18 protein-coding genes are annotated in these 20,473 nt (G+C 42.8%); 10 read left to right on the forward strand and 8 right to left on the reverse strand.

Annotated elements, in window-relative coordinates:
• The first annotated feature begins 56 nt into the window (after window positions 1-56).
• The 6 genes from BUC17_RS06925 (at window position 57) to BUC17_RS14155 (ending at window position 7,577) form a co-directional block, all read left to right on the forward strand.
• A complete protein-coding gene (locus BUC17_RS06925) occupies window positions 57-1,514 on the forward strand; it encodes a glycoside hydrolase family 30 protein (RefSeq protein WP_073362942.1) in 1,458 nt (485 codons plus the stop codon).
• A 26-nt stretch (window positions 1,515-1,540) separates the two neighbouring features.
• A complete protein-coding gene (locus BUC17_RS06930; protein WP_073362874.1) occupies window positions 1,541-3,886 on the forward strand; it encodes an MFS transporter in 2,346 nt (781 codons plus the stop codon).
• Window positions 3,887-3,896: 10 nt separating this feature from the next.
• Window positions 3,897-4,838, forward strand: coding sequence for a glycoside hydrolase family 17 protein (locus BUC17_RS06935; protein WP_073362875.1), 942 nt, complete (start codon window positions 3,897-3,899; stop codon window positions 4,836-4,838).
• A 27-nt stretch (window positions 4,839-4,865) separates the two neighbouring features.
• A complete protein-coding gene (locus BUC17_RS13985) occupies window positions 4,866-6,569 on the forward strand; it encodes a family 16 glycosylhydrolase (protein WP_143161742.1) in 1,704 nt (567 codons plus the stop codon).
• 224 nt (window positions 6,570-6,793) lie between these two features.
• Window positions 6,794-7,378, forward strand: a complete 585-nt coding sequence (locus tag BUC17_RS06945) for an RNA polymerase sigma factor (protein WP_073362878.1) — start codon at window positions 6,794-6,796, stop codon at window positions 7,376-7,378.
• Window positions 7,379-7,433: 55 nt separating this feature from the next.
• Entirely contained in the window at window positions 7,434-7,577 is a 144-nt protein-coding gene (locus BUC17_RS14155) for a hypothetical protein (RefSeq protein ID WP_200798326.1), read from the forward strand.
• Between the two features lie 23 nt (window positions 7,578-7,600).
• Here BUC17_RS14155 and BUC17_RS06950 read toward each other — a convergent pair whose 3' ends face one another.
• Window positions 7,601-8,257: an endonuclease III domain-containing protein gene (locus BUC17_RS06950; RefSeq protein WP_073362880.1), complete on the reverse strand. Its 657-nt coding sequence runs from the start codon at window positions 8,255-8,257 to the stop codon at window positions 7,601-7,603.
• 55 nt (window positions 8,258-8,312) lie between these two features.
• Between BUC17_RS06950 and bcp the strand changes: the two genes are divergently transcribed.
• The gene (bcp, locus tag BUC17_RS06955; RefSeq protein WP_073362881.1) at window positions 8,313-8,765 is read left to right on the forward strand and encodes a thioredoxin-dependent thiol peroxidase; all 453 of its coding nucleotides are present in this window, start codon (window positions 8,313-8,315) and stop codon (window positions 8,763-8,765) included.
• A gap of 35 nt (window positions 8,766-8,800) precedes the next feature.
• On the opposite strand, the gene BUC17_RS06960 is transcribed toward bcp, so the two are convergent.
• The gene (locus BUC17_RS06960; protein ID WP_073362883.1) at window positions 8,801-10,264 is read right to left on the reverse strand and encodes a nicotinate-nucleotide adenylyltransferase; all 1,464 of its coding nucleotides are present in this window, start codon (window positions 10,262-10,264) and stop codon (window positions 8,801-8,803) included.
• A 127-nt stretch (window positions 10,265-10,391) separates the two neighbouring features.
• Here BUC17_RS06960 and BUC17_RS06965 point away from each other — a divergent pair, with 127 nt between their 5' ends.
• Genes BUC17_RS06965 through BUC17_RS06975 form a run of 3 tightly spaced genes read left to right on the forward strand, consistent with a single transcriptional unit; the run spans window position 10,392 to window position 12,148 of the window.
• Window positions 10,392-11,159: an MBL fold metallo-hydrolase gene (locus tag BUC17_RS06965; RefSeq protein ID WP_073362884.1), complete on the forward strand. Its 768-nt coding sequence runs from the start codon at window positions 10,392-10,394 to the stop codon at window positions 11,157-11,159.
• Between the two features lie 2 nt (window positions 11,160-11,161).
• Entirely contained in the window at window positions 11,162-11,653 is a 492-nt protein-coding gene (locus tag BUC17_RS06970) for a hypothetical protein (RefSeq protein WP_073362886.1), read from the forward strand.
• 15 nt (window positions 11,654-11,668) lie between these two features.
• Window positions 11,669-12,148, forward strand: coding sequence for a hypothetical protein (locus BUC17_RS06975; RefSeq protein WP_073362887.1), 480 nt, complete (start codon window positions 11,669-11,671; stop codon window positions 12,146-12,148).
• Here the strand turns inward: BUC17_RS06975 and BUC17_RS06980 are convergent, their stop codons facing one another.
• The 6 genes from BUC17_RS06980 to BUC17_RS07005 all read right to left on the reverse strand — a co-directional run bounded on the left by BUC17_RS06980 (window position 12,149) and on the right by BUC17_RS07005 (window position 20,275).
• A complete protein-coding gene (locus BUC17_RS06980; RefSeq protein ID WP_073362888.1) occupies window positions 12,149-12,793 on the reverse strand; it encodes an alpha/beta hydrolase in 645 nt (214 codons plus the stop codon).
• A gap of 24 nt (window positions 12,794-12,817) precedes the next feature.
• Complete coding sequence (locus tag BUC17_RS06985; protein WP_083544788.1) at window positions 12,818-15,250, reverse strand: outer membrane beta-barrel family protein; 2,433 nt, start codon at window positions 15,248-15,250, stop codon at window positions 12,818-12,820.
• Between the two features lie 42 nt (window positions 15,251-15,292).
• Window positions 15,293-15,646: a hypothetical protein gene (locus BUC17_RS06990; RefSeq protein WP_073362889.1), complete on the reverse strand. Its 354-nt coding sequence runs from the start codon at window positions 15,644-15,646 to the stop codon at window positions 15,293-15,295.
• A gap of 2 nt (window positions 15,647-15,648) precedes the next feature.
• The gene (locus tag BUC17_RS06995) at window positions 15,649-16,902 is read right to left on the reverse strand and encodes a dihydroorotase (RefSeq protein ID WP_073362890.1); all 1,254 of its coding nucleotides are present in this window, start codon (window positions 16,900-16,902) and stop codon (window positions 15,649-15,651) included.
• A gap of 16 nt (window positions 16,903-16,918) precedes the next feature.
• A complete protein-coding gene (locus BUC17_RS07000; RefSeq protein ID WP_073362891.1) occupies window positions 16,919-18,853 on the reverse strand; it encodes a BatA domain-containing protein in 1,935 nt (644 codons plus the stop codon).
• Window positions 18,854-18,928: 75 nt separating this feature from the next.
• Entirely contained in the window at window positions 18,929-20,275 is a 1,347-nt protein-coding gene (locus tag BUC17_RS07005) for a DEAD/DEAH box helicase (protein WP_073362892.1), read from the reverse strand.
• Window positions 20,276-20,473 lie beyond the last annotated feature (198 nt).

Genomic DNA, 20,473 nt, shown 5'->3' on the forward strand with positions numbered 1-20,473 from the left:
TGAAGTCTTTTTATGCTACATATCACCGTTGTTTAATCTATTCCATGTACTGTTTTATGGCTACATTACTCAGTTGTTCAGGAAGTCAGAAATTAGCGTGTACCGTTTATGAAACATCGGCGCAAGGAAAGGCTTTGACCCCTGTAGATACATTTGAACCTACCACTTCACCACCGATTACTGTAGTGCTTCAACCCAAAGAACGTTTTCAAACCATTACGGGATTTGGCGGATCGTTTACCGAAGCTGCTGCCTCAGTCCTTCACGGATTGAGTCCGGCCAATCAAAAAATGGTTTTGGAGGCTTATTTTGGTGAGGAAGGAGCCCAGTATTCGTTGACGCGAACGCATATCGCTTCTTGTGATTTTTCAAGACAGAATTACACCTATGCGCCCGTAGCTGGGGATGTTAATTTGACGCAATTTTCGATTGAACCCGATCGCGCCGATTTGATTCCCATGATCAAAGCTGCACAAGCGCTTTCAAAAGAGGGCTTTAAAATTATCGCTTCCCCTTGGACTTCTCCCCCGTGGATGAAAGACAATAAAAGTTATGTTGGGGGCAAATTATTACCCGAATACCAACCGGCCTTCGCCTTGTATTTTTCAAAATATTTAGAGGCCTATCAAGCCGAAGGAATTCCGATTTGGGGGGTGACGGTGATAAATGAACCACACGGTAACGGCAATAACTGGGAAAGTACCTTGTTTTCGCCTGAAGAAATGACCCAATTTGTACAACACCATCTTGGCCCACATTTGGAGCAAAAAGGGTGGGGTAATGTCAATATTTTGGGATACGATCAAAACCGTGCAGGCTTGCCCGAATGGGTCGATGCGATGTTTCGCGATGAGGCTACGTCAAAGTATTTTGCGGGCACTGCCATTCATTGGTATGAAAGTACCTACGATTATTTTCCAAAAGCTTTGCAATATGCGCATCAGAAAGCGCCTTCAAAATATTTAATTGAAACCGAGGGCTGTATCGATTCGGAGGTTCCACATTGGAAAGACGATGCTTGGTATTGGCAAAAAGAAGCCACCGATTGGGGCTGGGATTGGGCCGCACCGCATGAAAAATATTTGCATCCGAAGTATGCACCGGTGCATCGCTATGCTACTGATATTATTGGGTGTTTGAACAACTGGGTTGACGGTTGGATTGATTGGAACATGATTCTCGATCGCCAAGGCGGCCCCAACTGGTTTAAAAACTGGTGTGTAGCGCCCATTATTGCCGATCCTCAAACCGATGAGGTGTACAAAACGCCCTTGTATTATGTGATGGCGCATTTCAGCAAATTCATGCGTCCAGGGGCTGTAAAAATTGGATGCTCGATAACTTCCAATACAGTTATGGCAACGGCAGTTCAAAATCCGGATGGTTCCATTGCTGTGGCCATTTTTAATCCCACAGCCGAAAAACACACCCTAGCCATTCATTTGAATACAAAACAAACAATGATTTCAATTGATAAAGAGGCACTACAAACGATTGTAATCAAACCAAACTAAGGCACTAATTTATAAACAAAACCACTATGTCAACGATTAATTCATCTTCATCAGGAAAAGTACCCATGGGGCAAAAAATTGCCTTTGGACTGGGTATGCTAGCCAATCAAATGTTTCCTGCTATGATTGGTATTTTTACCGTTGTGTTAATTGAAAACATAGGGTTTAGTGGTTTGTTGTTGGGTCTAACGTATTTCATTCCAAAGTTTTATGATGCCTTGTTTGACTTAGTCATGGGCTATGTGAGTGATAATACAAAGTCTAAATGGGGGAGAAGACGGCAATATGTGTTGGCGGGAGCTATAATTTTAGGGATTTCTTTTGCGCTCATGTGGCAATTGTATGCCGAAAACGGGGTAACCTATAATTTCTGGTATTTTTTGATCGTTTCATTAATTTTTTACTCTGGATTGACCATTTTTAGTATTCCCTATGTTGCCATGGGCTATGAAATGAGTGACGATTTTCATGAACGGACCAATATTATGGCCACGTCTCAACTCATAGGGCAATTGGCATGGGTGGTAGCCCCTTGGTTTTGGGTAATCATGGCCGATAAAACATTGTTTCCTTCCAGTGACGTTGCGGTGCGTACCCTCGCCGTTTATGTGGCTATAGGGTGTGCGATTTTGGCAGCAATTCCCGCCCTCTTTATTCCTAGTAAATCAACGCTGAATGAAAATTACAGTCCCATCGATTTTAAAGGTATCCTTGGAAGTTTTGGGGAAATAAAAGAAGGATTAAAGGCATCGATTGAAATTAAACCCTTTCGTAAAATTTGTATTGCAACCTTTTTAATTTTTAATGCTTTTCAAACTACAGCCGGATTTTCCTACTTCATCATTAAATATTATCTGTTTAAAGGTAATGAGAATGGGTTTGGCTTGTGGCCTACTTTATTTGGTTGTGTGGGCGCTGTAATTACAACCCTTGTGGTTATTCCGATAGTTGCTTTCATGTCAAAAAAAATGGGGAAGAAGAAAGCTTTTTTGGTTTCACAAGGAATCTCCGTAATCGGTTATATTTTACTATACCTTTTGTTTGTGCCCGGAAAACCCTATCTCTTTTTGTTTGCCTTACCTTTTTTCTCCTTTGGAATAGGGAGTTTATTTACCTTAATGATGTCCATGACCTCTGATGTAATTGATATTGACGAACTCAATACAGGCAAAAGAAGAGAAGGAACATTGGGTGCTATTTACTGGTGGATGGTAAAATTTGGGACAGCCGTAGCAGGATTGTTGAGTGGATTAATTCTTTCTTTAGTGGCCTTTCAATCCAATGCTGCTACCCAAACCGATGAAACCATGTTTTGGTTGCGTATTTTCTTTGTAGGGATTCCAATTCTAGGCACTTCAGTTGCCATTTGGGTGATGAAAGATTACGATATCGATGAGGTAAAATCACGAGCTGTTCGCGCGATTTTGGATCAACGAAAACAAAAACCAAAAAATTATTCATCGGCCTATCTTTCAGGAAAATTAGTTTCATTGCTCAAAAGCGGTTCTATCAATACCAACGTTGATCAGGAATTGAATCGTAAAAGCGAAGCCGAATTAAGAGCACTTTTTTCAGATACGTTGCATTACGGATTGCATGGATTATGTTTCAGTCCGTATCTAGAAAATCAAAAAGCGGGGGATATTCTCACGGAAGATCAAATACAAAGACGTATCGACATTATTGCCCCGTACACCCACTGGGTACGCTCTTTTTCATGTACCGACGGGAATGAGTTAATTCCTCAACTAGCCCATCAAAAGGGGTTAAAAACCATGGTTGGCGCCTGGATCAGTAACAATAGAGAACGGAACGAAATTGAAATAGAAACGTTAATCAAACTTGGAAAATCGGGTTTGGTTGATATTGCAGCCGTTGGAAATGAGGTATTGCACCGTGAAGAAATTTCAGAGCAAGAATTGATGGGGTACATCCACCGGGTGAAAGAGGCACTCCCCGATATTCCTGTGGGTTGTGTAGATGCCTATTACCAATTTTTAGATCGACCCGACTTAATTTCAAGTTGTGATGTATTGCTTGTGAACTTCTATCCTTTTTGGGAAGGGGCAAATAATGATTATGCTGTTTCCTATTTGCAAAGCATGTTAGCGATGACACAAAAAGTTGCCCAAGGAAAGAAAATTATCATCGCAGAAACCGGTTGGCCTAGTAAAGGGGAGACCGTTAGTGAGGCAATTCCCTCGGAAATCAATGCCATGAAGTACTTTTTAGTCTCTCAAAAATGGGCCAATAAACACAATATTGATGTATTCCATTTTTCTTCTTTTGATGAAATGTGGAAAGTGGAACAAGAGGGCGAAGTAGGAACTGCATGGGGTATTTGGGATAAAAATGAAAAAGTAAAATTCTAAAAACATTTTTATGTCATATAGAGAAGGACACCATTTTTCGTTAAACGAAGGGAACCACGAAGCGAACGCAATACCATCGTTTCAAGACTATAAACCTCTTGACATCAATTTCAATGACGTAGCTCCTATTAAATTGAAATCGATATGGCAGGAGACATTAGCACAAGGAATCTATGGCATTTGCTTCAGTCTTTATGCCGAAGGTCAGCGCCCCGGGGATGCTATAGATGCCGAACAAGTGAATCGACGCATTCAAATCGTAAAACCCTATGTCAAAGCGATTCGCTCTTTCTCAACTATAGAAGGCAACGAACATATTCCACGTATTGCTCATGAAAATGGGATGCAAACTTTAGTTGGGGCATGGTTGGGTTCGGATTTAGAAAAAAATGAGCGCGAGATTGCCTCCTTGATTGCTTTAGCGCATAAAGGGTGTGTGAGCATTGCTGCCGTTGGGAATGAAGTCTTGTATCGAAACGACCTTACTGAAGAACAATTGATCGCCTATATTCTTCGGGTTCGGGAAGCCTTGCCGCCTTCAATACCGGTTGGGTATGTGGATGCCTATTACGAGTTTTCGCATCGACCTGCCCTCACAGAAGTCTGTGATGTGGTATTGGCCAATTGTTATCCTTATTGGGAAGGTTGTCCCATTGAATACGCTCTTTCGCACATGCAAAGTATGTATTATGGTGCCAAAGTGGCAGGGAAAGGGAAACCTGTCATCATTACCGAAACCGGTTGGCCGAGTGCTGGAGGAGCCTTGCGCGGTGCCGTGGCTTCTGCTGAAAATGCGATTCGTTATTTTATTGAAGCACAACATTGGGCCCGTGAAGCGCAAATTCCCATGTATTACTTTTCTTCGTTTGATGAATCTTGGAAAGTAGGGGCAGAAGGCGATGTGGGGGCTTATTGGGGACTTTGGGATGCCCAGGAACAATTAAAATTTTAACCGAACCCCAAAAATATCAAAAATGCTATGAAAAGAAAATTACATTGCCTATTACTGTGGAGCCTTTTGGCTTTGGTTCAAACGGGTTACGCCCAATTGGATGTTATTTATAATGATTTGGTCTGGTCGGATGAATTTGACACCAACGGAGCTGTGAACAGTGCAAAATGGCACCATCAAACACAAATCCCTCCGGGCGGTAATTGGTACAATGGCGAGGTGCAACATTATACCAACCGACTGGATAATTCCTTTGTTTCTAATGGAAATTTACATATCGTGGCCAAGCGGGAAACTTTCACCGATCAAAATGTGACGAAGCTGTTCACCTCTGCGCGACTCAATTCAAAATTTGCCTTCACCTACGGGCGTGTAGATATTCGTGCCAAAGCACCAAACGCGCAAGGAACTTGGCCTGCCTTATGGTTGCTGGGTCGGAATATCAATGAAGACGGTGGTTTTTTTGATGCCGTATATGGCAATACGAGTTGGCCTGCCTGTGGTGAAATTGACATTATGGAGCATGGTATTTTCCCCAATCAACCGCTGAATTATATTGGAGCCGCGATTCACACTCCCTCCTCATTTGGAAATACGATCAACAAAGGGGGGATTCAAGCATCTGATATCGCCCAAAATTACCATGTGTATTCGATGAATTGGTCGCCCAATCAAATTACGTTTTTATTGGATGGCGTGGCTTATTATACCTACAATCCTGCCGTAAAAAACGCGAGTACATGGCCATTTAACGCCGAGCAGTACCTATTGTTAAATATTGCAATGGGAGGCTTTGCAGGAAGTATTCCTTCGAGTTATACACAAACGTCAATGATCATTGATTATGTTCGTGTCTACCAAAATACGGTCCCTGATACGGCAGCGCCGCTCAATTTTACTGCAACTGTAGGGGCTGTGACGAGTTCAACTATCCAATTGTTATTGAATGCAACCGACAATTCTGGAACGGTGTCCTACACGATTACTTATCCTGGGGGAACTCCTCAAACGGTGTTTGGTACGTCGGGACAACAACGTTCGGTGACAATGGCTAACCTCACCCCCAATACGCCTTATACCTTTACCATTACCGCATCGGATGCCAGTGGAAATCAAGCCGCCAACAATCCGCAGCAGGTCAATGTTTCTACTGTGCCCGTTCAAGGATGTGCAGGAACCAGCAATGAAGCGCAACAAGGAACATTTACCACGGGATATAATTATTTGTTTGAAACATTCGGCACCGATGTTCGCATCACTTTTGAACTGTTAGATACCGGACGCGTCGGCTTAGTGGCCTTGTTATGGCGTCAAAGTCCTTTTACCGAATTTCAAATGACCAATACAACGGGACAAACATTCACGTATACGTTAACGGGACAAACGCCAGGCGCAACCATCAATTATGCGGTAAAGTTTGCCTATGCTGGGGGACTTTCGGTTACCCGTTATTTTTCGTATGTGGTGGGGAGCAATTGCGCCTTAGAATTGTCGAGTCCCGACGCATTATCGTTTCAAGTATTGAATCCAGCGTCACACGAATTGCTGCTTCAAGCCTCATTACCCATCGACAAAGTGGCTATTCATGATATGATGGGGCAAGAGGTTTTAACAGCCTACACCGCTACCAATCGCATTCCAATTCAGGCGCTAGCCCCGGGATTGTATTTGGTGACCGTTTATGCAGAAGGGCAGAAGCGTACCCAAAAAGTGGTCATCACCCAACCATAGCAGCGAATTTTATAAAAAATGAATCCCAAAGTAACGTGGTTTCCGCCGCTTTATTTTGGGATTTTTTCGTGCAATATGTTAATTTATCGAAAGAAACTTGCATATTAAAAAAATATTATATTAAATTTGGCTATTACTTAACACCAAAATCTTTTGCCTATAGCGTAAAAAACTACTTTTTAGATTGACAACAGAAACAAAAAAATCACTAAAAAGGGTTCGCTATGGCTACAACTCATCTCTCCGATTCTGTCTTAGTACAGCAATACATTGCAGGCAATGAAAATGCCTTGGCAATGTTAATCAACCGGCATCAATCCAAAATCTATGGATTTATCTATTCCAAGTTACCCGATCGGGATGTAGCAGACGACATCTTTCAAGATACCTTTATCAAGGTAATTAAAACGTTGAAATCGAATGCTTACAACGAGGAAGGGAAGTTTTTACCTTGGGTTATGCGTATTGCTCACAACCTTATTGTAGACCATTTTCGAAAAAATAAGAAAATGCCTGTGGTGCGTGATACGGATGAATTTTCCATCTTTTCGGTCATCAAAGACGATTCCAAAACCATCGAAGGTTTGATGATCAGTCAGGTCATTGAAGAGGATTTACGCCGAATCATCCAAGAATTACCAGCAGACCAAAAAGAGGTACTGGTGATGCGGATTTATCAGGACCTGAGTTTCAACGAAATTGCTGAAATTACAGGGGTAAGTATCAATACCGCGCTAGGAAGAATGCGCTATGCCCTGATGAACTTGCGCAAAGTGATTGAAAAAAATAAAATTATTTTAACCAATTAACAATATTTGACGTACGGTAACGTTATAGATGAGAATAACACGCAAATTAACATCTATGGCAAAACTTTACGCTCAAAAAGCCTTTTCGGGTCCGAAACGGTTGCCCAAAAAAGAAACGGTGCAGTTTTTACTGAATTATTCAAAAGCCTTGAAAATTGTAAAAACCAGCCGAATGAACTTCGAACTGATTACCAATTAAATCCATGATCCCGATAACGTGCATTATCGGGATTTTTTTTGTGCTTCTTTGAGTACCGATTTTCGCCCGATGGTTTTCGTAATTATGTCTTTTTCCAGGTCCCATCCCCGTGCAGGCGAGTACTCCCTTCCATACCAAATAATTTGTAAATGCAAATCATTCCAAGACGCTTCGGGAAATAGTTTTTTGGCATCTCGTTCGGTTTGAACCACACTTTTCCCATTGGATAATCCCCAACGGTACATCAAACGGTGAATATGTGTATCTACTGGAAATGCCGGTACACCAAAGGCTTGACTCATCACCACACTTGCTGTTTTATGTCCCACACCCGGTAAAGCTTCGAGGGCTTCAAAACTTTGGGGCACTTCACCGTTGTATTGGTCGATTAATAGCTGGGATAAGCCGTGTATGGCTTTGGATTTCATCGGAGAAAGTCCGCAGGGTTTAATGATTTCTCGTATCGTTTCAACGGATAACTTTACCATAGCATAGGGATTATCCGCTTTCGCAAAAAGATGTGGCGTAGTTAAATTTACCCGAACATCCGTACATTGAGCGGATAGTAAAACCGCAATTAATAGCGTATAGGGATCTTTATGGTCCAAAGGAATGGGAATGGTAGGGTAAAGGTCTTTTAACGTATTTATAACAAACGTTGCGCGTTCTTTCTGAGTCATTTTTGTACTTTTAAAAGTATAAATTTACGTCAAACGCTAACAAATAAAAAATACGATGACCACTTTAAAAAAAGGCGATGCTGCCCCTTTATTTTCGGGCAAAGATCAAGATGGAAATGTACATACCTTGGCGGATTACAAGGGTAAGAAACTTGTGGTATTCTTTTACCCCAAAGCCAACACACCCGGCTGTACCGCAGAAGCGTGTGACTTGCGGGACAATTATGCCCGTTTTGAAGCCCAAAATTATGCTTTACTCGGCGTAAGTGCTGATTCGGCAAAAGCACAGGCAAGTTTTAAAAATAAGTATGAATTTCCATTTCCATTGTTGGCAGATGAAGATAAATCTGTGATTCAAGCGTTTGGGGTTTGGGGTCCCAAAAAATTTATGGGGAAAGAATACGATGGCATCCACCGCACCACTTTTGTGATCAATGAGGCAGGCGTGATTGATGACGTCATTACCGAGGTAAAAACTAAAGCCCACGCGGCACAAATTTTACCCTAACAAAAAAGCCCCGATTGATTTCGGGGCTTCTTTTTTTATGCTTCTTCCAATACGCGATTGGGGTCGTATCCAAACAAATGATGTTGTTTAATTAAATCTGCTGTCCCTTCAGGCAACATAGCTTCCCAACCCGGCGTACCGTTGGAGATCATTTTCAAGACCTCGCGGGAGAATATTTTTAAATTGCCGCGGTCATAATCGGTTACATCCACTACCTTACCATTGTACGCAAAGAACTTGTACAATTCTTTCATTCGTGGGTGAACTTTTAAGTTTTGTGACGTGATAATTTCTCCATTTTCCTCCATCGGGTAAAGGTATACTTTGAGATCACGGTAGAATAATTTACCAAAGGCTTCCAAAATCCCACCACTCAAATGGCGGTAGTATTTTTCATCAAAAATATCAATCAAATTGTTCACACCCATGGCCAATCCCATACGGGCTTTGGTGTAGCTGGAGAAGTACTCCACCACGCGATAGTACTCTTGGAAATTGGATATCATAACCGTTTGCCCTAGTTTACAGAGCAATTCGGCACGGTCCATAAAGTCGCGTTCGTCAATTTCCCCTTCCGAGCGAAGGTTAGAAAGCGTAATTTCAAAAACGACAAAGGTGTTTTCTTTTTCAACTTTGTTTTCCTGGTAGAACATTTCCAACGATTTCTCGTACATGTCCATATTTACTTTGGTCACGGGTCGGAAACTTCCGCGTATCGCTAAGATGTTTTTCTTGTATAAAACTGCAGCGGGAAGTATGTTTTTTCCATCAGGGCCAAACATTACCGCATCGGTCATGCCGTTACGAACCAATTGCAAACTGATCAATCGATTGTCAACATTGGCAAAGCGCGGGCCCGAAAAGTTGATGGTGTCGATTTCCAACTGGTCTTTGTCCAAATGATCGTAGAGGTAGCGTAACAGTTTCTTAGGGTCGTTGTATTTGTAGAACGCCCCATAAATCAAATTCACCCCCAATATACCCAACGTTTCTTGTTGCAAACGAGCATCATTTTCTTTAAAACGGATGTGAAGGGTGATTTCATTGTAATCCTCATCGGGTTCAACTTGGTATTTGATACCCACCCAACCGTGGCCTTTGAACTGTTTTGCAAAATCAATTGTCGCTACCGTATTGGCGTAACTGAAAAACATTTTATTGGGATGCTTATCCCGCTTCAAACGCTCTTCAATTAAGCGAACTTCATGATTCAACATTTTTTTCAAACGGCTCTCGGTCACATAGCGCCCATCGTCTTCGTTGCCGTAAATCGCATCGCTGAAGTCTTTATCATACGCCGACATCGCCTTGGCAATGGTACCCGACGATCCTCCCGCACGGAAAAAATGACGCACGGTTTCTTGACCAGCTCCAATTTCAGCAAAGGTTCCGTAAATATTTTCGTTCAGGTTAATCCGTAAGGCCTTATCCTTTGTTGTCGGAATCTGTGTAATGACACGATCACCTTTTAACTTGATGTTTAATTCGTTATTCGCCATAATTCTTGTATGCCTCGCAAAGTTAATAAAACGATTGCGGTATGTAAAGGGAATTAATCCTAATTTTGTATTAAATTACGCCTGATTACCGCGGGGTATTTCTCGCTTACCACAAAAATCGTGCTACATGAAAATTCATTTTCTAGGAACCGGTACTTCACAGGGTATTCCCGTCATCGGAAGTGACCATCCCGTTTGCTTAAGTCAAGACTCTCGCGACAAGCGACTACGGGTTTCTATTTGGGTGGAAGTTGAGGGGCAATCCCTCGTAGTCGATTGTGGACCCGATTTTCGGCAGCAAATGCTATCGTCAGGATGTACCCGCATTGATGGCTTGCTTTTTACCCATGAGCACGCCGATCATACTGCGGGTTTGGATGACATTCGCCCGTTTAATTTTCAATACGGTCCGATGCCTGTTTATGCCGAATCTCGCGTTATTGCCAATTTGAGGCAACGCTATGGCTATATTTTTGCAACTGAAAATCGCTATCCAGGAGCCCCCGCGGTACACGTGCATCCCATTGAGGCTGACGCGCCTTTTTCTATCGGTGGGGTTACGATTCAGCCTATACGGGTTTGGCATGGCGATTTACCAGTTTTGGGATTTCGGATAGGTGATTTCGCGTATTTGACCGACGTTAAAACCATTGAAACAGCCGAATTGGATAAGCTGAAAGGGCTGAAAGTATTGGTGGTGAATGCCTTACGGGAAGCGCCTCATGATACGCATTTCAATTTGCAGGAAGCATTAGATTTTGTAAATTTGGTACAACCAGAGCAAGCCTATTTAACGCATATTAGTCACCACATGGGCTTTCACGCAGAACGGGAAAAAACGCTCCCATCTACGGTTTTTTTGGCGTACGATAACCTAGTTTTAACACTCGAATAATCATGGCACGACAACTTTATCTTTATTTATTTATCATCGCTGCACTTTTGGCTTCGTTTACTTATGTGTATTACAGCAAGCAGGTTCAAATGCAACAAAAGAAAGCAACGGCTGACTTAAAGGCGAAAAGCGATAGTATTGCACAACTTTCGCAACAGTTGGCCAATGCCGATTCCTTTTCGTTGCAAAAAAACGAGTATGCGCAAAACTATTTTGCCAATTTTGATGTAAAAAAGTTAGAACCTTCCATCAAGGAACAGTTATTGAGTTTCAACGACAAACCGGAGGGGAATCCGTATACGGGACAAGAGAAATTAGGGGAACAAAAATTCATTATTAATTCCATGAAAGTCCTCAACCACCGCTGGATTATTGCCAATTATAGCGATGGAACGTATTGGGGTGATGTGATGATCAAATATTTTGTCGATGATAAAGGAAAAGCTACCTTCCAAACCATGGACAGCTACATTTATCCCAAAGAGGAATACTAACGTTTAATTTTCAGCATGAAAACATCTTTTTTTTCACTCCTGCTATTGTTGCTTGTCGGTGCTTGCAAACCCCAATCGGAGGAGGCAACCGCAGCGCAAGGGCAAGTCAAGGATTCTACCATTACGGGTTCAGATAAAGACGAAAACGGTTGTTTAGCTTCAGCGGGATATACGTGGTCGAAACTAAACAAAGAATGTGTCCGGATGTTCACGGGATTGCAATTAAATCCCGTAGATCAAGCCAATACGGAAGATGAAACTCTAGCGGCTTATGTTTTGTTTAGCGAAGACCGTAAGCAAGCGGAAGTCTTTTTACCCAACCAAGAATCCATGGTGCTTACGCGTGCTAGCGAGGGCAGTCCATGGGTGAAAAACGACTACCAATTGGTCGCCTGGAAAGGGTTTATCTTTAAAAAAGGGGAAACGACTTTGTATGCAGGTGATGGTGAAATCGGGCAAAAGGTGACGGGTAGTGCCGATCCAGAAGCCGAGTAATTAACGCGTAGTTTCTAGCCAGTTTCTAAAATCAAAAAAGTTTTGTGGTGACACCCCATGCCCTACAGGATACTCTTTGTAGGTAACTGAAATCCCCAAATCCTCCAATTGCGGCACTGCTTTTCGGGCCCAATCGACAGGAATTACCTGATCCACACTGCCATGAGAAGCAAAGACTTGTAAAGTGTCTAACGCTTTGCCTTCAAATCCTTCCACAGCAATGTCTCGGTTAAAATACCCACTCATCCCTACAACACGTTGTACTTTTTCGGGATACGATACCGCTACAGCATAACTCAAAATACACCCTTGACTAAATCCGATGAGGGTTACCTGTTTTGGATCAATAGGGTATTTCTGAAGAAGTTCATCAATACAATCAGCGATTCGATCCCGCGATTGACGGGCTTGTACTACATCTGAAAATTTATTTTCATCGGCGTCAAAATTTATGGCATACCATGCATAACTTCCGTACATGAGATCATACGGCGCTCGAACAGAAATCACATAATAATCGTTTGGCAGTTCAGTGGCAAACGAAAATAAATCCTGTTCGTTGCTTCCGTAGCCGTGAAGTAAAATCAAAACGGGATGACCGGATTGAATCGTTTGAGGTTCTCTAACAAGGTAGTGTAAGTTCATAGCTATTGTTTGCGCGCAAAGATACTAATTCCCAATACGATTTTTCTCGTCTTCTACTCCGGTATTGCGGTTTTGTGCTCTTTTCACTTGGTCATTTCCAAAATTATACGTGAGGTTAAAACGAAGCTGGCGGCTGTCACTTCCCCCACGGCCGTTGATGATAACGTTGGCAAACTCGGTTCGACCCGACCACGGTGAGGTAAATAATACGTCGGAAACGGCCACACGTACATTTAATTTATCTTTCAAAAACTTTTTTTGCAACGCAATGTCAAGGGATCCCAAGCTTGCTGTACGATAGGTTCCACCCCATACCGAAGGCGAATTAAACCATCCTGAAATTTCCAAATTGATTTTTTTAGGAAGCGTAATATTATTTTGCCCATAAATGTTCAAAGTTTCCTGCGTTAAGCCCACAAAAGAGGGATCCGTGGGAATGTAGCGGCTGCGAAAGGCATTGACACTCATATACACATTCCACCAATTGTTGACCTTAAATGGGTACGAAATTCCCAAGTTTATCGTTTCCTGATTGGCCACATTTTTGGTAGTCATGCGACTTTTATTCAGTCCCACTGCTTCGGTTACTTGTGCAAAGAAATCAGAGACATAACTGTAGCTCAACGAAGTGTTCAGTTTGTATTTGTAAGTGTGGGAAGCTTTAACATTATGCACGTATTGGGGTTGCAAAAAAGGATTCCCTTTGCTAACCGATAATTCATCAATTTGATATTCAAACGGATTTAAAGCGTTGTAACTAGGGCGTTCGATACGGCGACTGTACGTAAGTGCCCACGAATTGCTTTCGTTTTGCGCAAACGTGATTCCTCCACTGGGGAAAAAATCGGTATATTTTCGTTTTACCCGCGCATCGTTGTTTTGCTGTAAACTGCTCAATTCACCATCGGAATGTGTGTTTTCAACGCGGAGTCCCAATTGAAAATTGAACTTCTTCACCATACGGTTATAATTCACATACACCGCATTTACATTTTCTTTATAGGTAAAGCGATTACTCAAAGTGGTATTGAAAACGGGTTGTCCTGCGGGATAATTAAAAACATCAAAGGTGTTTTCTGTGGATACTAACGAAGTCTTCATTCCCAGTCCCAATTTTCCTTTACCCAATCGCTGTTCATAATCGGATTTAAATGCGGCAATATCAATGATAACAGGAGTGTATTGGCTGTTGATGATGGCACTTAATACGGTTATTTCGGTGGGGTCCAAATAAAAGTTGGGTAAAAAAGTATCGCGATCTGAGTTGTACCGCCCAACATCCAAATCGGTGGTTAACGAAACCCCTGTGGTATCTTGAAATCGGTAATTTACGTTGGCATACAAGTTATAATTTTTGTTATGCGCCTTGTTTTGCGCTACCAAAACGCTATCGATAACATTGGAAGTTTGCGGGCGAATAGGAGTTCGAGATCGGCCATCTCCATAGGCATTATTAAAGTTCCCCGTGAGAACAAGGCCAAATGAATGACGACGATTGTGGGTGTAATCAAGTCCCATTTTCACGTTGTTGGCATTGGTCATGTAATCCGTTTTCGTATCGGAATTAAAAATCCGACCGTTTTGTTGGCGTTCAAACTCCATAAAGTTGTAACTCTTTCCAAATCGGTTGCTATAGTTGAGGTAGGTGTTAAATTTTTTACTGCGGTTGTTTAAAGATATCGAATTCACCGACGTACCAAAGCGCCCAATATTGTACCCCGAAGTGACCGTACCGTTCGTCCCAAAGTTTTTATTTTTTTTCAATTTGATATTGACAATACCTGCATTTCCGGCAGCATCGTATTTGGAAGACGGTTGGGTAATGATCTCAATCGATTCAATATCTGTGGATTGGATCGTTTTTAAAAAATTGGTCATATCGGCGCCACTCAAAAACGATTGTTTTCCATCGATGTAAAAAAGAACACCACTTTTGCCTTCAACCACAACATTATCGTTGTTGTCGACTACAACACCCGGTGCTTTGCGCAACAATTCAAAACCAGTATTCCCTGTTGCATTAATCGTATTTTCGACATTGAAAACCGTTTTATCGGCCAAGACTTGAACCAGTGGTTTTTCTTTTTTGATGACGACTTCGTTCAACTGAACAGCGCTTTCTTTCAGACGGATGGGTTCCAAAATTAATTCGCTTTCCGTGATAAGCAGTCCTTTGAGAATTTGGTCTTCAAACCCTACAGAGGAGACCTTTAAAGTATATGTTCCAGGACGCAATCGCGAAATGGTAAAGGCGCCTTCGGCATCGGTTAAAACGGCTTTGACTAGTTTGTTGTCGGTATCAAATAGAGCGACAGAGGCGGCATAAAGGGCTGTTTCTTTCTCCGAACGAACTCTTCCTTTGACATTTCCGGTTTGCGCTTGAGCACGAAAACCATAACTAAAAAGACTGAAGAGGACAAAAAGAAATGGGGTAATCGTAAAGGGTTTTGCTTTCATGAGGTTTCTGATTACCTCATTTGTCCTAAAAACGTCAGATTGTTACAACCGTTTCAACCATTTTTGAAAAAAAGATCCCAACAAAGGAATGGGACGGGTATACCCCATAACTGCTGTGAACATGCCGTAAAAGGTAAGGATACTTATAAAAATCCAAAAGGGAAAAGCGATGTTGAAACTCGTTTCAGGGGGTAATTGTGAACGGTTGAAATAACTACTCATCGTGAGTCCAATCAACAGAAATGTTGCTGTGAGTCCCAACCCTTGGCGCAAATGAAACGAAGTATAGGGATTTTTTTTGTCGGCATTGATGGATAATGCGATAAGCGGGCCAATGATGAGCACATAACTCAAGATAGCCATTGATTTGCCTTCTTTGATGGTTGTTGTGTCCATAATTAATTGATTATAAGATGTTTTTCACGGGCGATACCCAGTACTTTTCCACGGGTGGGTTGACCGAGTAAAGCAGCATTTTTGGAGGTTGAGCGAATTTGATCTGCGGTAAACGTTCCCGTTTCTGCTGTGGTAAATAGCGTAAGATTCACAGCAGCACCTGGCGCAATTACCGCCGGAGGTAGTCCAAAAATCGCTCGACCCGCAGTCAGTTTTTCTATAATCAAATCCATCGGAAGAACAGCTGCGAGCGCACCCCACGCCGATTCTAATCCGATTGACCCATCAAGGGCTAAGTCAAATTCTACTTTTTTACCTTCAATAGCTACCGGATGATGGTCTGTCGTGATACAGTCGATGGTATTATCGCGTAGCCCTTCCCACAACGCTTCTCGATCCTGTGCCGTGCGTAGGGGAGGGGAAAGTTTATAGCGGGTGTCAAACGATTCCAAAACGGCATCGGTAAGAACTAAATGCGCGACAGCCACACTACAAGTAACATTTAATCCCCGTGCTTTAGCCTCACGAACAAGTGCCACCGATTTGGCCGTCGAAAGGGTAGGGATATGTATAGCACCGCCGGTATATTCCAATAAAAATAAATTGCGGGCCACCTGTAATTCTTCTGCCAAACCTGGAATTCCCTTAAGTCCGAGTCGTGTTGCAGTACTACCTTCATTAACCACCCCATTTCCGCGGAGGTTTTCGTCTTCACTATAGGCAAGCACCCGACCCTTGAAATCCTGTACATATTGAAGTGCAATCTTGAACAGATTGGCATTTTTCATACTTTTTTTATAATCTCCAAAAGCTATGGCTCCCGCTTGTTGCATATCGTACAGTTCGGCCAATGCTTGTCCAGCACTACCCATTGTGAGTGCCCCAATCGGGTGAATGGCAGTTGCCTGTCCCAAGGCTTTTTGATGCAACAAATGAATAACGGCGGCATTGTCGGCTACAGGGAGCGTGTGCGGTTGTACCATGATTTCAGTAAATCCTGAGCTAGCTGCAGTGTGCAAACCATTGGCGATGGTTTCAGCGGCTTCATATCCGGGTTCACCCAAAACGACCGAGGTGTCAAACCAACCCGGCGATACAAAGGCATTGGGCAGTTCGATGACCTGAGCGTCTTGCGGGAGCGCCAGATTTTCGCCTACAGCCTGAATCAAACCTTCTTCAAGGTGAATATCGACACATTGGTTGTGGTGCGCCCCTTTGGGGTCTACAATTGTTACCGATTTAAGTACCGTAGTCATAGTTGTTGTGTGTTGTTTATCGCATTATTTTTTGAATGGCAATTTCGATTAGCAAGAAAAGTAAGGCTAAAAGAATACACCATTTCCATATCACAGTATCGCTTCGATCCGCTTGTAAGGTATCAAACAATTGGTCGGTAGCTGTTATTTCCTCCCATTCCGCCATCCAATTGGAGGGCACCGCTTGTAGGTCGCTTTCTGTTCGAGGGTAGTTGAAACTCAATTGATCGACAGCTTCTTTTTTGCGTAAAAGCGTGTAATTGCCTGCTTGTTGCGGTTGGGTCGAAAAAGTAAGTTTCACCTGATTGTAAAGTCTTTGCTGTTCGGGAATGACTTCGGTTTCCCCTTTTTGTAAGGATACAATTTCATCGGCACCGAGCGAAACCGCAGCAATGTAGGGGCGACTGCTTCCAATGGTAGAGGCTTTGACTCCTGTATTTTGACTATTGAAGGCCATGTTGTATAGCGTGGGCACAATCAAGTACGGTGAGTTTTTAAAGTTACCCCATTCCTGACGAAGGGGCGCAGCAAAACAATAAATCGTTCCCCCCCCACGGGTTACGGCACTCAAAAAAGGCCGCTGATCATTGCATTCCAAAACGGTTGGAAAAGAGGTTTGTACCGAGTAGCCCGCTTTGGAGGTTGGGTATTGAAAATTCTCCGTTTTCTTTTCAAAAACTCCCGCATACAAGGGGTGATTAAAATTGATTTTGGTCACCAATCGATCGGTCACTTTCCAATCTTGATACACATATCCGCCACCGAGGGCATTGAGTAAGGCGTTGTACGAACTAACATTGGTCTCGGGGGCAGGAATAAGAATCAGATTTCCACCCTGTGCAACAAAAGCTTTTAAGGTAGTTTGCAGTGATGCAGGTAAAGTTGCAATTTCGTTGAGAACAATGGCGTCTTGTTTTTCTAGAAGCGCATAGGGTAAGGTCGCTAGGGTTGTGGCCGTGAATTCAAATTCGTCTGGGGTATAAATTTTAGTTAGAAAAGCTGCGGGCGCCGTTTCGCTAATACTCATGACCCTACTTTTTTCGGGTTTTGAGAGTGAAAAATAATAGGTGTTATCGTACTCCAAACTGTTGTCGTTGAGCGAGACATACCCGTTAAACTCGGTTTTTGGAAGCGTAAATTTCAGGGTTTGACGTGGTTCATTGAAGGTAACTAAAGTTTTGGCTACCAATTTTTTACCGTCGTACAAGGCCACCGGTATCGCTTCGGAAGTGGCTCCATACGAGCGCACTGCCACTTCGATTTCATAAAATTGATCGAGTGTTTGATCGAGGTAGACACTGTCAATGGCGATGTTTTGCGTTTTTTCAGCTTGTACCGGAATGTAATACCCTTTTTCGTCATTGTTCAAAACTCCCAAGGCTTCGGCACGGGTACCCACACCGTCGGAGATTACTACGATATCTTTGCGAAAAGCAGAACGGTGGGCGCGAACTTGGGCAATCAATCGTTCCGGTTCAAAAGGTGTAGCGCTGTAGGAAAGGTTTTGCAGTTCTCGTTGAATCGACTTGATATCGGTATTCCAAAAACTCTCAGTGTTGGTGAGGAGCGAAAAGTTGGCACTCTCAGGGGCTTCCGCCAAAATGTCTTGCACGGCACGTTTGAGCAATTCCCCTTTTTTGCCTTTGGCTTGCATGGAAAACGAATTGTCTAAAATAATGTAGAGTTCGTTTTTTGCATTTTTTGCTTCTTTGGCTTCCCAAAAAGGTTGCGCAAAGGCAAGGATTAAAAAAGTAAGCAGTAATAGGCGGGTGGCAAGAAGTAAGTATTTTTTGAGGGTCGAACTTTTTCGGGTTTGTACAACTAATTCTTTGAGGAATCGAACGTTAGTAAAGTATTGCGTTTTAAATCGCCGCAATTGAAACAAATGCACCAAAATCGGGAGCACCAAAAGGGAGAGAAAATAGAGAACTTCCGGGTGTTTAAATTGCATTGTCGGACTTACGTTTGTGGTTTCAAAAATAACAAAAATAACCGATGTAAGAAGCCTTTAACGGGAATTTAGCGCTTATCCTTTTTTGCGTTTTTCATTCCTTTTACGCTCAACAGCTCGGTTGCGTGGGGCTGTTTTTCGCGGTTTACGTTTGCCGGGTCCTCCTAAATTTACTTTCTTGTTTTTATCTTTTTTCTCTTGAAAAGCAGTGCCTCCTTCGAGTTTGGGTCGTTTGAGAAGAAACTTGATTTTCTTTTTGTCTTTTTCAAATTCCAACAGTCGGTTGACCACTTCAATTTCCTCGGGAAAGGGAAGAAGTGTGAGTTCTTTTTCCATGAGCATTTCTGCTTCAAGTTGGATTTCCTCTTCACGCGGACTGATGAAACTAATCGCAATACCCGATTTGTCGGCCCGTCCCGTTCGTCCGATACGGTGGATGTATTGTTCGGGACTTTCGGTCATTTCAAAATTGATGACGTGGGTAATGTCGGATATGTCCAATCCCCGCGCCATTACATCGGTAGTGACCAACCCACGAAGCTCGCCTTTTTGAAAAGAAGCCATGGTGTTCAGTCGGTAGTTTTGCGATTTATTGGAATGGATAAAGCCCAATTGTTCAGGGAAATCGGGTTCCAACGCTTGCGCAATCAAGTCAACGGACTTTTTGTTGTTGGCAAAAATTAGTATGCGTTCCATCGAAGGGTCGCTGTGCAACAACTGTTTGAGCAGATTTAGTTTGGTCAAAAAGTTGGGCACTCGGTAAACATATTGTTCAATTTTTTCTAAGGGGGTTCCCGAGGGGGCCAAACTAACTTCTTCGGGGAAATCAAAATACTCGTCCAACATGGCATCTACTTCATCGGTCATGGTCGCTGAAAAGAGAATGTTTTGGCGTTTTTGACGCATCATCGAAAGGATGGCTGTTACTTGAGCACGGAAACCTAAGTTTAGAATTTCATCAAATTCATCGATAATGAGTTTTTGTAACGTATCAAATCGCACTACATTGTCTAGGGCCAAATCCATAATACGTCCCGGAGTACCTATCAAAATATCTACGCCCTCATAAACAGCTTTCTTTTGGGTGTTGATGTTTACGCCTCCATAAACGCCAAGCGTGCGAATGGACATGTACTGGGTAAGTTGGGTCACCACCTCGGTAATTTGTACCACAAGTTCGCGGGTAGGAACAAGGATCACGACACGAGGGGTTTCAGAAGCCATAAATTTCCACGGTTTCAAAACAGGTAGGAGGTAGGCCAATGTTTTTCCCGTCCCGGTTTGCGCAATTCCGATGACATCCCTTCCCGAACTAATCACCGGAAACGCTCGTTGCTGTATGGGAGTAGGTTGGGTAAGTCCCATTTCGTCAATCGCTTTTTGGAGCGCTTTGGGCAATTGCAACGTTTCGAAAGTGGTCATGGTAGATGAATTTCGGGCAAAGGTATGAAAAAGAAGGCAGTCGTCAGTCAACAGTTGTCAGTCATCAGTCATCAGTCATCAGTTGTCAGTCAACAGTCAACAGTCAACAGTCGTCAGTCGTCAGTCGTCAGTCAACAGTCGTCAGTCAACAGTCGTCAGTCAACAGTCAACAGTCAACAGTCATCAGTCGTAAGTCAT

The organism is Flavobacterium fontis, assembly GCF_900129405.1.
In the GTDB taxonomy this organism is placed as follows: Bacteria; Bacteroidota; Bacteroidia; order Flavobacteriales; family Flavobacteriaceae; genus Flavobacterium; species Flavobacterium fontis.

Coding starts and splice junctions, on each gene's coding strand:
- BUC17_RS06965 (WP_073362884.1), top strand. CDS start 10,392: ATGAAAATTCATTTTCTAGGAACCGGTACTTCACAGGGTATTCCCGTC.
- BUC17_RS06925 (WP_073362942.1), top strand. CDS start 57: ATGGCTACATTACTCAGTTGTTCAGGAAGTCAGAAATTAGCGTGTACC.
- BUC17_RS06950 (WP_073362880.1), bottom strand. CDS start 8,257: ATGACTCAGAAAGAACGCGCAACGTTTGTTATAAATACGTTAAAAGAC.
- BUC17_RS06945 (WP_073362878.1), top strand. CDS start 6,794: ATGGCTACAACTCATCTCTCCGATTCTGTCTTAGTACAGCAATACATT.
- BUC17_RS06990 (WP_073362889.1), bottom strand. CDS start 15,646: ATGGACACAACAACCATCAAAGAAGGCAAATCAATGGCTATCTTGAGT.
- BUC17_RS07005 (WP_073362892.1), bottom strand. CDS start 20,275: ATGACCACTTTCGAAACGTTGCAATTGCCCAAAGCGCTCCAAAAAGCG.
- BUC17_RS07000 (WP_073362891.1), bottom strand. CDS start 18,853: ATGCAATTTAAACACCCGGAAGTTCTCTATTTTCTCTCCCTTTTGGTG.
- bcp (WP_073362881.1), top strand. CDS start 8,313: ATGACCACTTTAAAAAAAGGCGATGCTGCCCCTTTATTTTCGGGCAAA.
- BUC17_RS06935 (WP_073362875.1), top strand. CDS start 3,897: ATGTCATATAGAGAAGGACACCATTTTTCGTTAAACGAAGGGAACCAC.
- BUC17_RS06995 (WP_073362890.1), bottom strand. CDS start 16,902: ATGACTACGGTACTTAAATCGGTAACAATTGTAGACCCCAAAGGGGCG.
- BUC17_RS13985 (WP_143161742.1), top strand. CDS start 4,866: ATGAAAAGAAAATTACATTGCCTATTACTGTGGAGCCTTTTGGCTTTG.
- BUC17_RS06970 (WP_073362886.1), top strand. CDS start 11,162: ATGGCACGACAACTTTATCTTTATTTATTTATCATCGCTGCACTTTTG.
- BUC17_RS06980 (WP_073362888.1), bottom strand. CDS start 12,793: ATGAACTTACACTACCTTGTTAGAGAACCTCAAACGATTCAATCCGGT.
- BUC17_RS06985 (WP_083544788.1), bottom strand. CDS start 15,250: ATGAAAGCAAAACCCTTTACGATTACCCCATTTCTTTTTGTCCTCTTC.
- BUC17_RS06960 (WP_073362883.1), bottom strand. CDS start 10,264: ATGGCGAATAACGAATTAAACATCAAGTTAAAAGGTGATCGTGTCATT.
- BUC17_RS06930 (WP_073362874.1), top strand. CDS start 1,541: ATGTCAACGATTAATTCATCTTCATCAGGAAAAGTACCCATGGGGCAA.
- BUC17_RS06975 (WP_073362887.1), top strand. CDS start 11,669: ATGAAAACATCTTTTTTTTCACTCCTGCTATTGTTGCTTGTCGGTGCT.
- BUC17_RS14155 (WP_200798326.1), top strand. CDS start 7,434: ATGGCAAAACTTTACGCTCAAAAAGCCTTTTCGGGTCCGAAACGGTTG.